This is a genomic window from Salmonella sp. SAL-020 (genome assembly GCF_017372215.1).
GTDB lineage: Bacteria > Pseudomonadota > Gammaproteobacteria > Enterobacterales > Enterobacteriaceae > Salmonella > Salmonella enterica.
The window spans coordinates 4,615,469-4,629,643 of sequence record NZ_CP071690.1 but is presented as its reverse complement, the minus strand read 5'-3'; the positions used below and the strand labels follow the sequence as shown (position 1 = coordinate 4,629,643).

Here is a 14,175-nt window from a genome sequence, read left to right as displayed (position 1 = left end):
ATTAGTATGCCACCTGGAAGTGTGATTGCAGTTGCAATAACGGCAATTTGCTTATTTTATGGCACGTTAAGCACGCTATTGATGAAAAAAGAGACACTCAGAAAATTATTTTAAATTTCCTCTTGTCAGGCAGAAATAACTCCCTATAATGCGCCACCACTGACACGGAACAACGGCACACAGGCCGCCGGGTCAGTGGGGTTCAGACCAGAACCTCACGGAGAAAAGCGAAAATAATCGCTTGACTCTGAAGCGGGAAAGCGTAATATGCACACCCCGCGCCGCTGAGAAAAAGCGAAGCGGCACTGCTCTTTAACAATTTATCAGACAATCTGTGTGGGCACTCGAAGATACGGATTCTTAACGTCCTCGGACGAAAAACGAATACCAAGTCTCAAGAGTGAACACGTAATTCATTACGAAGTTTAATTCTTTGAGCATCAAACTTTTAAATTGAAGAGTTTGATCATGGCTCAGATTGAACGCTGGCGGCAGGCCTAACACATGCAAGTCGAACGGTAACAGGAAGCAGCTTGCTGCTTTGCTGACGAGTGGCGGACGGGTGAGTAATGTCTGGGAAACTGCCTGATGGAGGGGGATAACTACTGGAAACGGTGGCTAATACCGCATAACGTCGCAAGACCAAAGAGGGGGACCTTCGGGCCTCTTGCCATCAGATGTGCCCAGATGGGATTAGCTTGTTGGTGAGGTAACGGCTCACCAAGGCGACGATCCCTAGCTGGTCTGAGAGGATGACCAGCCACACTGGAACTGAGACACGGTCCAGACTCCTACGGGAGGCAGCAGTGGGGAATATTGCACAATGGGCGCAAGCCTGATGCAGCCATGCCGCGTGTATGAAGAAGGCCTTCGGGTTGTAAAGTACTTTCAGCGGGGAGGAAGGTGTTGTGGTTAATAACCGCAGCAATTGACGTTACCCGCAGAAGAAGCACCGGCTAACTCCGTGCCAGCAGCCGCGGTAATACGGAGGGTGCAAGCGTTAATCGGAATTACTGGGCGTAAAGCGCACGCAGGCGGTCTGTCAAGTCGGATGTGAAATCCCCGGGCTCAACCTGGGAACTGCATTCGAAACTGGCAGGCTTGAGTCTTGTAGAGGGGGGTAGAATTCCAGGTGTAGCGGTGAAATGCGTAGAGATCTGGAGGAATACCGGTGGCGAAGGCGGCCCCCTGGACAAAGACTGACGCTCAGGTGCGAAAGCGTGGGGAGCAAACAGGATTAGATACCCTGGTAGTCCACGCCGTAAACGATGTCTACTTGGAGGTTGTGCCCTTGAGGCGTGGCTTCCGGAGCTAACGCGTTAAGTAGACCGCCTGGGGAGTACGGCCGCAAGGTTAAAACTCAAATGAATTGACGGGGGCCCGCACAAGCGGTGGAGCATGTGGTTTAATTCGATGCAACGCGAAGAACCTTACCTGGTCTTGACATCCACAGAAGAATCCAGAGATGGATTTGTGCCTTCGGGAACTGTGAGACAGGTGCTGCATGGCTGTCGTCAGCTCGTGTTGTGAAATGTTGGGTTAAGTCCCGCAACGAGCGCAACCCTTATCCTTTGTTGCCAGCGGTTAGGCCGGGAACTCAAAGGAGACTGCCAGTGATAAACTGGAGGAAGGTGGGGATGACGTCAAGTCATCATGGCCCTTACGACCAGGGCTACACACGTGCTACAATGGCGCATACAAAGAGAAGCGACCTCGCGAGAGCAAGCGGACCTCATAAAGTGCGTCGTAGTCCGGATTGGAGTCTGCAACTCGACTCCATGAAGTCGGAATCGCTAGTAATCGTGGATCAGAATGCCACGGTGAATACGTTCCCGGGCCTTGTACACACCGCCCGTCACACCATGGGAGTGGGTTGCAAAAGAAGTAGGTAGCTTAACCTTCGGGAGGGCGCTTACCACTTTGTGATTCATGACTGGGGTGAAGTCGTAACAAGGTAACCGTAGGGGAACCTGCGGTTGGATCACCTCCTTACCTTAAAGAAGCGTACTTTGCAGTGCTCACACAGATTGTCTGATGAAAAGTAAATAGCAAGGCGTCTTGCGAAGCAGACTGATACGTCCCCTTCGTCTAGAGGCCCAGGACACCGCCCTTTCACGGCGGTAACAGGGGTTCGAATCCCCTAGGGGACGCCACTTGCTGGTTTGTGAGTGAAAGTCACCTGCCTTAATATCTCAAAACTGACTTACGAGTCACGTTTGAGATATTTGCTCTTTAAAAATCTGGATCAAGCTGAAAATTGAAACACAGAACAACGAAAATTGTTCGTGAGTCTCTCAAATTTTCGCAACACGATGATGAATCGTAAGAAACATCTTCGGGTTGTGAGGTTAAGCGACTAAGCGTACACGGTGGATGCCCTGGCAGTCAGAGGCGATGAAGGGCGTGCTAATCTGCGATAAGCGCCGGTAAGGTGATATGAACCGTTATAACCGGCGATACCCGAATGGGGAAACCCAGTGTGACTCGTCACACTATCATTAACTGAATCCATAGGTTAATGAGGCGAACCGGGGGAACTGAAACATCTAAGTACCCCGAGGAAAAGAAATCAACCGAGATTCCCCCAGTAGCGGCGAGCGAACGGGGAGGAGCCCAGAGCCTGAATCAGCATGTGTGTTAGTGGAAGCGTCTGGAAAGGCGCGCGATACAGGGTGACAGCCCCGTACACAAAAGCGCATGTGCTGTGAGCTCGATGAGTAGGGCGGGACACGTGGTATCCTGTCTGAATATGGGGGGACCATCCTCCAAGGCTAAATACTCCTGACTGACCGATAGTGAACCAGTACCGTGAGGGAAAGGCGAAAAGAACCCCGGCGAGGGGAGTGAAAAAGAACCTGAAACCGTGTACGTACAAGCAGTGGGAGCACAGGTTTACCTGTGTGACTGCGTACCTTTTGTATAATGGGTCAGCGACTTATATTCTGTAGCAAGGTTAACCGAATAGGGGAGCCGGAGGGAAACCGAGTCTTAATTGGGCGTTAAGTTGCAGGGTATAGACCCGAAACCCGGTGATCTAGCCATGGGCAGGTTGAAGGTTGGGTAACACTAACTGGAGGACCGAACCGACTAATGTTGAAAAATTAGCGGATGACCTGTGGCTGGGGGTGAAAGGCCAATCAAACCGGGAGATAGCTGGTTCTCCCCGAAAGCTATTTAGGTAGCGCCTCGTGAATTCATCTCCGGGGGTAGAGCACTGTTTCGGCTAGGGGGCCATCCCGGCTTACCAACCCGATGCAAACTGCGAATACCGGAGAATGTTATCACGGGAGACACACGGCGGGTGCTAACGTCCGTCGTGAAGAGGGAAACAACCCAGACCGCCAGCTAAGGTCCCAAAGTCATGGTTAAGTGGGAAACGATGTGGGAAGGCCCAGACAGCCAGGATGTTGGCTTAGAAGCAGCCATCATTTAAAGAAAGCGTAATAGCTCACTGGTCGAGTCGGCCTGCGCGGAAGATGTAACGGGGCTAAACCATGCACCGAAGCTGCGGCAGCGACACTGTGTGTTGTTGGGTAGGGGAGCGTTCTGTAAGCCTGTGAAGGTGTGTCGTGAGGCATGCTGGAGGTATCAGAAGTGCGAATGCTGACATAAGTAACGATAAAGCGGGTGAAAAGCCCGCTCGCCGGAAGACCAAGGGTTCCTGTCCAACGTTAATCGGGGCAGGGTGAGTCGACCCCTAAGGCGAGGCCGAAAGGCGTAGTCGATGGGAAACGGGTTAATATTCCCGTACTTGGTGTTACTGCGAAGGGGGGACGGAGAAGGCTATGTTGGCCGGGCGACGGTTGTCCCGGTTTAAGCGTGTAGGTGTGTGTTCCAGGTAAATCCGGTTCACTTTAACACTGAGGCGTGACGACGAGGCACTACGGTGCTGAAGCAACAAATGCCCTGCTTCCAGGAAAAGCCTCTAAGCATCAGGTAACATCAAATCGTACCCCAAACCGACACAGGTGGTCAGGTAGAGAATACCAAGGCGCTTGAGAGAACTCGGGTGAAGGAACTAGGCAAAATGGTGCCGTAACTTCGGGAGAAGGCACGCTGACACGTAGGTGAAGTGATTTACTCATGGAGCTGAAGTCAGTCGAAGATACCAGCTGGCTGCAACTGTTTATTAAAAACACAGCACTGTGCAAACACGAAAGTGGACGTATACGGTGTGACGCCTGCCCGGTGCCGGAAGGTTAATTGATGGGGTCAGCGCAAGCGAAGCTCCTGATCGAAGCCCCGGTAAACGGCGGCCGTAACTATAACGGTCCTAAGGTAGCGAAATTCCTTGTCGGGTAAGTTCCGACCTGCACGAATGGCGTAATGATGGCCAGGCTGTCTCCACCCGAGACTCAGTGAAATTGAACTCGCTGTGAAGATGCAGTGTACCCGCGGCAAGACGGAAAGACCCCGTGAACCTTTACTATAGCTTGACACTGAACATTGAGCCTTGATGTGTAGGATAGGTGGGAGGCTTTGAAGTGTGGACGCCAGTCTGCATGGAGCCGACCTTGAAATACCACCCTTTAATGTTTGATGTTCTAACGTGGACCCGTTACCCGGGTTGCGGACAGTGTCTGGTGGGTAGTTTGACTGGGGCGGTCTCCTCCTAAAGAGTAACGGAGGAGCACGAAGGTTGGCTAATCCTGGTCGGACATCAGGAGGTTAGTGCAATGGCATAAGCCAGCTTGACTGCGAGCGTGACGGCGCGAGCAGGTGCGAAAGCAGGTCATAGTGATCCGGTGGTTCTGAATGGAAGGGCCATCGCTCAACGGATAAAAGGTACTCCGGGGATAACAGGCTGATACCGCCCAAGAGTTCATATCGACGGCGGTGTTTGGCACCTCGATGTCGGCTCATCACATCCTGGGGCTGAAGTAGGTCCCAAGGGTATGGCTGTTCGCCATTTAAAGTGGTACGCGAGCTGGGTTTAGAACGTCGTGAGACAGTTCGGTCCCTATCTGCCGTGGGCGCTGGAGAACTGAGGGGGGCTGCTCCTAGTACGAGAGGACCGGAGTGGACGCATCACTGGTGTTCGGGTTGTCATGCCAATGGCACTGCCCGGTAGCTAAATGCGGAAGAGATAAGTGCTGAAAGCATCTAAGCACGAAACTTGCCCCGAGATGAGTTCTCCCTGAGACTTAAAGTCTCCTGAAGGAACGTTGAAGACGACGACGTTGATAGGCCGGGTGTGTAAGCGCAGCGATGCGTTGAGCTAACCGGTACTAATGAACCGTGAGGCTTAACCTTACAACGCCGAAGATGTTTTGGCGGATGAGAAGACGATTTTCAGCAGTGATTCAGAGTTGAGTACGCAATACTTTGCGCAGCAGCAAGGCGGCAAGCGAAGGAAAGGAAGGAGCATACAGAAGTATGTGACTGAGTTTACGAGCGCAGGCAACGCCGCTGATGCGATAAAGAATTGCGTACAGAGCACAAAGAATTTGCCTGGCGGCACTAGCGCGGTGGTCCCACCTGACCCCATGCCGAACTCAGAAGTGAAACGCCGTAGCGCCGATGGTAGTGTGGGGTCTCCCCATGCGAGAGTAGGGAACTGCCAGGCATCAAATTAAGCAGTAAACTGATGTAAAAATCAGTGGTTGTAAAAGAATTCGGTGGAGCGGTAGTTCAGTTGGTTAGAATACCTGCCTGTCACGCAGGGGGTCGCGGGTTCGAGTCCCGTCCGTTCCGCCACCCTAATTAGGGGCGTAGTTCAATTGGTAGAGCACCGGTCTCCAAAACCGGGTGTTGGGAGTTCGAGTCTCTCCGCCCCTGCCAGAAATAATCCTTTGCATCTGCTAAGGATTTTTTTTTGCCTAAAATTACCTGATTATCTGATCAGGTAATCGTAAGTTCCCTTCTTTTTCTTTTCATCATTTTCATTGTTCATCCAGCACATCCGTTTTTAACAGATCGCAGATCAGCGAGTATTTATCGCTGTTTTGCAGCCAAATAGCGTATAGTGGCCGTGAAAGCGTTGCGCTGTCGGCAACGGTATGTAATCCGCCCTTTTCATTTGCCCAGTTTACAGGAAGCCAGCTACAGCCATTTAATGCGCTAAGCTGCTGTCGGGCGAGTTCGGCTGAGCTGGTTGTTAATACCGGCACTTCATCTGCTGCGATCAGCCCTGTTTCATGCTGTTGGAAGTCTGGTCCCCACTCCAGCCGCAGATAATTGAGTTCTGATTTCTTACGGGCAGGGCTGCTGCAATATAACGCCAAAGTGAAGTGCCCTAACAGCTGACTGCTGAACTCATCCATTTTGGGCGCTTCGGTAGTAATGAGGAGATCAAGCTGGCGTTCATGAAGTTGCTTCACAAGCGATTGCCGTTGAGCGATTCTGGCTTCGAACTGCAGGCCGCTTTGCGGCTCCTGTAGTTGGTACAGTCGCCCCAGCCAGGCGTTAAGCATACACTCCCATAAAGACGCGCTGGCGCCGATGGAAAACTCGTTATGGCGTGAGGTATGCGCCACCTCTTTACGTGCCGCCTGCCACGTATTCATCAGCGTTTCCGCATACGGTAAAAGTTTTTCGCCAGCCGTGGTTAAACGGATATTGTTTCTGTGCCGCGTAAAAAGGTTTACGCCCAGTTGATTCTCCAGTTGCCTGATACGAAAGCTCACCGCGGATTGCGTCAGGTAAAGTGCTTCTGCGGCCCGCCCGAAATGGCGTGTCCGGCTAACTTCCAGGAAAGTTTTTAACAATTCCGTATCCACTGTGCTCTCCACAAAATTATTTGTCGTTATGATTTAAATGTTTTGTTTTACACTCTGTCAAGCGTAACTAATACTCCGCGCCATAAATAGCTCAGACAAAGAATTAGGAGCGTGCAGGATGGCGGAAAGCTTTACGACGACTAATCGATATTTTGACAATAAACATTATCCACGTGGATTCTCTCGTCACGGTGATTTCACGATTAAAGAGGCACAACTGCTTGAGCGTCATGGTCATGCCTTTAATGATCTGGATCTTGGCAAGCGTGAGCCTGTGACTGAAGAAGAGAAGCTGTTTGTAGCGGTATGTCGCGGTGAACGCGAGCCGGTAACGGATGCAGAACGCGTCTGGTCCAAGTATATGACGCGTATCAAGCGTCCAAAACGCTTCCACACCTTGTCTGGCGGCAAGCCGCAAGTTGAAGGCGCAGAAGACTACACCGAAGCTGATGATTAATAAAAAGGGCGTAATGCCCTTTTTTTACGCCAGCAGCTTTTGCAAATGAATTAACAACCTGTCTATCGCCCGATAGCTTACCGCCTCCTGCAAATGCTGACGCGAGATCTGGTCAGCCAGTTCTATGTCGGCAATGGTTCTGGCCACTTTTAGTAAACGCTGCCAGGCGCGAATGGATAATCCAAGATGCACCAGCGTGTCTTCAAGCCAGCGGGCGTCATCGTGGTGCAAAACACAATATTTTTGGATTTCGCGACCCTCCAGACGCGCGTTTAACTTCTTCTGGCGTCGGTACTGCCGTTCATGGGCGGCGATGACCCGCTTTTTTACCGTAGCGCTGCTCTCACCCTTTGAGGCGTGTTGGCTAAGAATCCCGGGCGGTGGAAGCGGTATCTCAAGCGAAAGGTCAAAACGATCAAGAAACGGGCCTGACAACCGATTAAGGTAACGTAGTGTCTGTTCTGGCGTGCAGCGATTATGGTTTCCCTGATAATGTCCGGTCGGGCTGGGATTCATTGCGGCGATTAACTGGAACCTGGCAGGGTACGTTATTTTCGCTCTGGTACGGGATAAATGAATTTGACCGGATTCTATAGGTTCACGTAGCGCATCCAGTGTGCGTCGTTCAAATTCAGGCAATTCATCAAGGAACAAAATTCCGTTGTGCGCCAGCGATATCTCTCCCGGGGCGGGTATTGCGCCGCCGCCGACCATAGCAGTAAGTGAGGCGCTATGATGAGGTGAGCGAAAGGGACGTTGCTGCCATCGTTTTTGTACCGTATCGGCATTAACCAGACTGAGGATCGCGGCGCTTTCCAACGCCTCTTCATTGCTTAATGGTGGAAGAATCCCGCTCAGTCGACTGGCCAGCATGGTTTTACCCGTACCCGGCGGGCCGATCAATAGCAGATTATGTCCCCCTGCCGCTGTAATCTCCAGGCCGCGTTTACCCTGCTCCTGACCGATCACATCGCGAAGATCGGCAGTTGCGGTAGACGATGCCATATCCTGAGCTAAAGGTCTTTCCAGGGCGTGTTTCCCTTCCAGAAAGGCGCAGACGGTTTGTAGATGATCGGCGATAAAACATCCTTCTTTGCTGATAAGCCCAACCTCCGCCGCGTTCTCTGTTGCGACGATAATATTTCTGCCGGCCCTGATGGCTTCCGTTGCACTTGATATTGCGCCAGGAACGCCGCGTAATGCGCCTGTAAGCGCTAACTCACCCACCAGCTCATATGCCTCAAGATTCGACGCTGTAAGCTGCTCAGACGCGGCCAGAAGCGCAACAGCAATAGGCAGGTCATACCTTCCGCCCTCTTTCGGTAGATCGGCTGGAGCAAGGTTAATGGTTATTTTTTTAGCCGGAAATTCATATCCGCTATTAATAATCGCACTACGTACCCGGTCACGCGCCTCTTTTACCGTGGTTTCCGGTAGGCCAACCATGGTTAATCCCGGTAATCCATTACTGATATGCACCTCTATAGTGATAGGCGGCGCATTGACGCCAAGTGCGGCGCGAGTATGAACAATCGCCAGTGACATAATCCCTCCTGTTACGTGGATTATGCGGAATAGAAGAGAAAATCGAATTACTGACTTTTTGTTTTTTAGCGGCTGATTCCCGAATTTTGGCGTCATTTTCAGGTAAGAAACATCAAACTGGGAGAACGCTCGCAGAAGCGAAAAGAAGGAAAACAGGGTGTAGAGTGCGCCAAAAGGGGGAGGAAAACGTGAAAATTTTTCAGTTGCTAATTTTTCTTATAAAAAACAAAGCACTTTTAGGCATTCACCTGCATTATCTGAAACGTGGTTAAAAAAATATCTTGTGCTATTGGCAAAACCTATGGTAACTCTTTAGGTATTCCTTCGAACAAGATGCAAGAATAGACAAAAATGACAGCCCTTCTACGAGTGATTAGCCTGGTCGTGATTAGCGTGGTGGTGATTATTATCCCACCGTGCGGGGCTGCACTTGGACGAGGAAAGGCTTAGAAATCAAGCCTTAACGAACTAAGACCCCCGCACCGAAAGGTCCGGGGGTTTTTTTTGGCCTGAAAAACTTAAGCGAGGAGCAGAGCGTGAATAACAGCATAAAGTTCTGTTTCTCAAGATTTACGACGGGGATGTAACTATGAACGGGGCACAGTGGGTGGTACATGCTTTGCGAGCGCAGGGGGTGAAAACCGTATTTGGTTATCCTGGCGGCGCAATTATGCCGGTTTACGACGCGTTGTATGACGGTGGTGTGGAGCATTTGTTGTGCCGACACGAGCAGGGTGCGGCAATGGCGGCAATCGGTTATGCCCGTTCTACCGGCAAAACCGGTGTTTGTATCGCCACCTCCGGCCCTGGCGCCACTAACCTGATCACTGGCCTGGCGGATGCGTTGTTAGATTCGGTCCCCGTCGTCGCGATCACGGGTCAGGTTTCCGCCCCGTTCATCGGCACCGATGCGTTCCAGGAGGTGGATGTGTTAGGCCTGTCGCTGGCCTGTACCAAACACAGCTTCCTGGTGCAGTCGCTGGCAGAGCTGCCTCGTATCATGGCAGAGGCTTTTGAAGTTGCCAACGCTGGCCGTCCTGGCCCGGTTCTGGTGGATATCCCGAAAGATATCCAGTTGGCCAGCGGTGAGCTGGAACCCTGGTTTACTACCGTTGATAACGAAGCGACCTTCCCGCAGGCTGATGTTGAACAGGTGCGCCAGATGCTGGAACAGGCGAAAAAACCCATGCTGTACGTCGGCGGTGGTGTTGGTATGGCGCAGGCGGTTCCGGCGCTGCGTAAATTTATCGCGGTAACGCAAATGCCAGTTACCTGCACGCTGAAAGGGCTAGGGGCTGTTGAAGCTGATTATCCGTACTATCTGGGCATGCTGGGAATGCACGGTACTAAAGCGGCTAATTTCGCGGTGCAAGAGTGTGATTTACTGATCGCAGTGGGTGCACGTTTTGATGACCGGGTGACCGGTAAGCTGAATACGTTTGCGCCGAACGCCAGCGTAATCCATATGGATATCGACCCGGCGGAAATGAACAAACTGCGTCAGGCACACGTCGCGTTGCAGGGCGATTTAAATTCGCTGTTGCCGGCATTACAGCAACCGCTGAAGATCGACGCATGGCGTCAGTCCTGTGCAGAGCTGCGCGCAGAACACGCCTGGCGCTATGATCATCCTGGCGAGACTATCTATGCACCGTTGTTGTTGAAGCAATTGTCGGAACGCAAACCCGCAGACAGCGTGGTGACGACGGATGTGGGGCAGCATCAGATGTGGTCAGCCCAGCATATGACTTACACCCGCCCGGAGAACTTCATCACCTCCAGCGGTCTGGGGACGATGGGATTCGGCTTACCGGCGGCCGTTGGCGCGCAGGTAGCGCGACCGAATGATACCGTTATCTGTATCTCCGGTGACGGCTCCTTCATGATGAATGTTCAGGAGTTGGGCACCGTAAAACGCAAGCAGTTACCGTTGAAGATAGTCTTACTCGACAACCAGCGGTTAGGGATGGTTCGACAATGGCAGCAACTGTTTTTCCAGGAGCGATATAGCGAAACCACCCTGACCGATAACCCCGATTTCCTCATGCTGGCCAGCGCCTTCGGCATTCCAGGCCAGCACATTACTCGTAAAGACCAGGTTGAAGCGGCACTCGACACTATGTTGGCAAGCGAAGGGCCGTACCTGCTTCACGTCTCAATCGACGAACTTGAAAATGTCTGGCCGTTGGTGCCGCCTGGCGCCAGTAACTCTGAAATGCTGGAGAAATTATCATGATGCAACATCAGGTCAATGTATCGGCACGCTTTAATCCAGAAACCTTAGAACGTGTTTTACGCGTGGTGCGCCATCGTGGTTTTCAGGTGTGCTCCATGAATATGGAAGCCGCGACCGATGCGCAGAATATAAATATTGAATTGACCGTTGCCAGTCCCCGGTCGGTCGACTTACTGTTTAGTCAGTTAAGTAAACTGGTAGATGTTGCGCATGTCGCGATCTGCCAGAGCGCTGCCACATCACAACAAATCCGCGCCTGAGCGCAAAAGGAAGAAAAATGACGACGAAAAAAGCTGATTATATTTGGTTCAATGGCGAGATGGTGCGCTGGGAAGACGCGAAGGTTCACGTAATGTCTCACGCGCTGCACTACGGTACGTCGGTATTTGAAGGGATTCGGTGCTACGACTCTCACAAAGGCCCGGTAGTGTTTCGTCATCGTGAACATATGCAGCGCCTGCGCGACTCAGCAAAAATTTATCGTTTTCCGGTTTCCCAGAGTATTGATGAGCTGATGGAAGCCTGCCGCGAAGTGATCCGCAAAAACAACCTGACCAGCGCCTATATCCGTCCGTTGGTATTTGTCGGCGATGTCGGTATGGGCGTTAACCCGCCCCCGGGATACACCACTGACGTCATCATCGCCGCGTTCCCGTGGGGGGCATACCTGGGTGCCGAAGCGCTGGATCAGGGGATCGATGCGATGGTTTCTTCCTGGAATCGCGCTGCGCCGAACACCATTCCAACCGCCGCCAAAGCGGGCGGGAACTATCTTTCCTCACTGCTGGTGGGTAGCGAAGCGCGCCGCCACGGCTATCAGGAAGGCATCGCCCTGGATGTAAACGGCTATATCTCCGAAGGCGCAGGTGAAAACCTGTTTGAGGTAAAAGATGGTGTGCTGTTTACTCCGCCGTTTACCTCTTCCGCGCTGCCAGGCATTACTCGCGATGCGATCATCAAACTGGCGAAAGAGCTGGGTATTGAAGTGCGCGAGCAGGTGCTGTCCCGTGAGTCGCTGTATCTGGCCGACGAAGTGTTTATGTCCGGAACCGCGGCAGAAATTACTCCGGTACGCAGCGTTGATGGTATCCAGGTAGGCGAAGGCCGCTGCGGTCCTGTCACCAAGCGTATCCAACAAGCCTTCTTTGGTCTCTTCACTGGAGAAACCGAGGATAAATGGGGCTGGTTGGATCCGGTAAATTCATAATAAATAAAATTAATATTTTCCCAAAATAATTTGCGTCACAGGAAGGCGGTAACGCAGCGAATCCCCAGGGCTTACTGTAGTAAGTGACTGGGGTGAGTGAGGCAGCCAACGCACCTGTGGCGTGAAGTATGAAGGGAAAAGATGGGGAGTAAATAAAGCATGCCTAAGTACCGTTCCGCCACCACCACCCATGGTCGTAATATGGCGGGTGCCCGCGCGCTGTGGCGCGCCACCGGAATGACCGACAGTGATTTTGGCAAACCGATTATCGCCGTGGTGAACTCATTCACTCAGTTTGTGCCGGGTCACGTTCATCTGCGCGATCTCGGTAAGCTGGTCGCCGAACAGATTGAAGCTTCCGGCGGGGTGGCGAAAGAGTTCAACACTATTGCCGTGGATGACGGGATTGCCATGGGGCACGGGGGTATGCTCTATTCACTGCCGTCGCGCGAGCTGATCGCCGACTCCGTTGAGTACATGGTGAACGCTCACTGCGCTGACGCGATGGTGTGTATCTCCAACTGCGACAAAATCACCCCAGGGATGCTCATGGCCTCGCTGCGCCTGAATATTCCGGTGATCTTTGTCTCTGGCGGACCGATGGAAGCCGGGAAAACCAAGCTTTCAGACAAAATTATCAAGCTGGATCTGGTTGATGCCATGATTCAGGGAGCGGACCCGAAAGTCTCTGACGATCAAAGTAACCAGGTTGAACGCTCCGCCTGTCCAACCTGCGGCTCCTGCTCCGGCATGTTTACCGCTAACTCCATGAATTGCCTGACCGAAGCGCTGGGCCTGTCGCAGCCGGGCAACGGCTCGCTGCTGGCAACTCACGCTGACCGTAAGCAGTTGTTCCTCAATGCCGGTAAGCGGATTGTTGAACTGACTAAACGCTATTACGAGCAAAACGACGAAAGTGCACTGCCGCGTAACATCGCCAGCAAAGCCGCGTTTGAAAACGCGATGACGCTGGATATCGCGATGGGCGGTTCGACCAACACCGTTCTTCACCTGCTGGCGGCGGCGCAGGAAGCGGAAATCGACTTCACCATGAGTGATATCGACAAGCTGTCCCGCAAGGTGCCGCAGCTGTGTAAAGTGGCGCCAAGTACCCAGAAATATCATATGGAAGATGTTCACCGTGCCGGCGGTGTGCTGGGTATTTTAGGCGAGCTGGATCGCGCCGGGCTGCTGAACTGCAACGTGAAAAACGTATTAGGCCTGACGCTGCCGCAAACGCTGGAACAGTACGACATCACGGTTACGCAGGACGAAGCGGTTAAAAAAATGTTCCGTGCTGGCCCTGCCGGTATCCGTACTACCCAGGCGTTCTCGCAGGATTGTCGCTGGGATTCGCTGGATGACGACCGCGCAGCGGGTTGCATCCGCTCGCTGGAATATGCCTATAGCAAAGACGGCGGTCTGGCGGTGCTGTATGGCAACTTCGCCGAAAACGGCTGCATTGTGAAAACCGCAGGCGTGGATGACAGCATCCTTAAATTTACCGGCCCGGCTAAAGTGTATGAAAGCCAGGACGACGCGGTAGAGGCGATTCTCGGCGGCAAAGTAGTGGAAGGCGATGTAGTCGTGATCCGCTACGAAGGGCCGAAAGGCGGGCCGGGAATGCAGGAAATGCTCTATCCGACCAGTTTCCTGAAGTCGATGGGGCTGGGCAAAGCCTGCGCGCTCATCACCGATGGGCGTTTCTCCGGCGGTACTTCGGGTCTTTCCATCGGCCACGTCTCGCCGGAAGCGGCCAGCGGCGGCACTATTGCGTTGATTGAAGATGGCGACACTATTGCGATTGATATCCCGAACCGCAGCATTCAGTTGCAGTTGAACGAGGCTGAAATCGCCGCACGCCGTGAGGCGCAGGAGGCTCGTGGCGACAAAGCCTGGACGCCGAAAAATCGTCAGCGTCAGGTTTCGTTTGCCCTGCGTGCCTACGCCAGCCTGGCGACCAGCGCCGATAAAGGCGCGGTGCGCGATAAATCGAAACTGGGAGGTTGAT

At 52.7% G+C, this 14,175-nt stretch carries 9 protein-coding genes, 3 tRNA genes and 3 rRNA genes; 13 read left to right on the top strand and 2 right to left on the bottom strand.

The window, feature by feature from the left end; translation table 11 throughout:
• The first annotated feature begins 450 nt into the window (after positions 1-450).
• From J1G48_RS22390 to J1G48_RS22365, 6 genes are all read left to right on the top strand, one after another.
• Positions 451-1,992: ribosomal RNA gene (locus J1G48_RS22390) — 16S ribosomal RNA — on the top strand.
• Between the two features lie 85 nt (positions 1,993-2,077).
• Positions 2,078-2,153 (top strand) — tRNA-Glu (locus J1G48_RS22385).
• 193 nt (positions 2,154-2,346) lie between these two features.
• Positions 2,347-5,253, top strand: a 23S ribosomal RNA gene (locus J1G48_RS22380).
• A 197-nt stretch (positions 5,254-5,450) separates the two neighbouring features.
• A 5S ribosomal RNA gene (gene rrf, locus J1G48_RS22375) occupies positions 5,451-5,566 on the top strand.
• Together the 16S, 23S and 5S rRNA genes with 3 tRNA genes alongside form the textbook arrangement of a ribosomal RNA operon.
• A gap of 54 nt (positions 5,567-5,620) precedes the next feature.
• Positions 5,621-5,697, top strand: a tRNA-Asp gene (locus J1G48_RS22370).
• An 8-nt stretch (positions 5,698-5,705) separates the two neighbouring features.
• A tRNA-Trp gene (locus J1G48_RS22365) sits at positions 5,706-5,781 on the top strand.
• A 101-nt stretch (positions 5,782-5,882) separates the two neighbouring features.
• Here J1G48_RS22365 and hdfR read toward each other — a convergent pair.
• Positions 5,883-6,731, bottom strand: coding sequence for an HTH-type transcriptional regulator HdfR (hdfR, locus tag J1G48_RS22360; protein WP_001541181.1), 849 nt, complete (start codon positions 6,729-6,731; stop codon positions 5,883-5,885).
• Between the two features lie 106 nt (positions 6,732-6,837).
• Between hdfR and maoP the strand changes: the two genes are divergently transcribed.
• A complete protein-coding gene (gene maoP / locus J1G48_RS22355; RefSeq protein WP_000840996.1) occupies positions 6,838-7,176 on the top strand; it encodes a macrodomain Ori organization protein MaoP in 339 nt (112 codons plus the stop codon).
• Positions 7,177-7,200: 24 nt separating this feature from the next.
• Here the strand turns inward: maoP and J1G48_RS22350 are convergent, their stop codons facing one another.
• Positions 7,201-8,721, bottom strand: coding sequence for a YifB family Mg chelatase-like AAA ATPase (locus J1G48_RS22350; RefSeq protein ID WP_000050219.1), 1,521 nt, complete (start codon positions 8,719-8,721; stop codon positions 7,201-7,203).
• Between the two features lie 351 nt (positions 8,722-9,072).
• On the opposite strand from J1G48_RS22350, the gene ilvL reads away from it, so the two are divergent.
• The 6 genes from ilvL to ilvD all read left to right on the top strand — a co-directional run bounded on the left by ilvL (position 9,073) and on the right by ilvD (position 14,174).
• Complete coding sequence (ilvL, locus tag J1G48_RS22345; protein WP_001311244.1) at positions 9,073-9,171, top strand: ilv operon leader peptide; 99 nt, start codon at positions 9,073-9,075, stop codon at positions 9,169-9,171.
• Between the two features lie 86 nt (positions 9,172-9,257).
• Positions 9,258-9,308, top strand: a complete 51-nt coding sequence (gene ilvX / locus J1G48_RS22340) for a peptide IlvX (protein WP_192930503.1) — start codon at positions 9,258-9,260, stop codon at positions 9,306-9,308.
• Between the two features lie 2 nt (positions 9,309-9,310).
• The gene (gene ilvG / locus J1G48_RS22335) at positions 9,311-10,957 is read left to right on the top strand and encodes an acetolactate synthase 2 catalytic subunit (protein ID WP_001012569.1); all 1,647 of its coding nucleotides are present in this window, start codon (positions 9,311-9,313) and stop codon (positions 10,955-10,957) included.
• A complete protein-coding gene (gene ilvM / locus J1G48_RS22330) occupies positions 10,954-11,217 on the top strand; it encodes an acetolactate synthase 2 small subunit (RefSeq protein ID WP_000983260.1) in 264 nt (87 codons plus the stop codon). The genes ilvG and ilvM overlap by 4 nt, the downstream gene beginning before the upstream one ends.
• A gap of 17 nt (positions 11,218-11,234) precedes the next feature.
• Positions 11,235-12,164, top strand: a complete 930-nt coding sequence (gene ilvE / locus J1G48_RS22325) for a branched-chain-amino-acid transaminase (RefSeq protein WP_000208532.1) — start codon at positions 11,235-11,237, stop codon at positions 12,162-12,164.
• Positions 12,165-12,323: 159 nt separating this feature from the next.
• The gene (gene ilvD / locus J1G48_RS22320) at positions 12,324-14,174 is read left to right on the top strand and encodes a dihydroxy-acid dehydratase (protein WP_001127431.1); all 1,851 of its coding nucleotides are present in this window, start codon (positions 12,324-12,326) and stop codon (positions 14,172-14,174) included.
• Position 14,175: the final 1 nt, after the last annotated feature.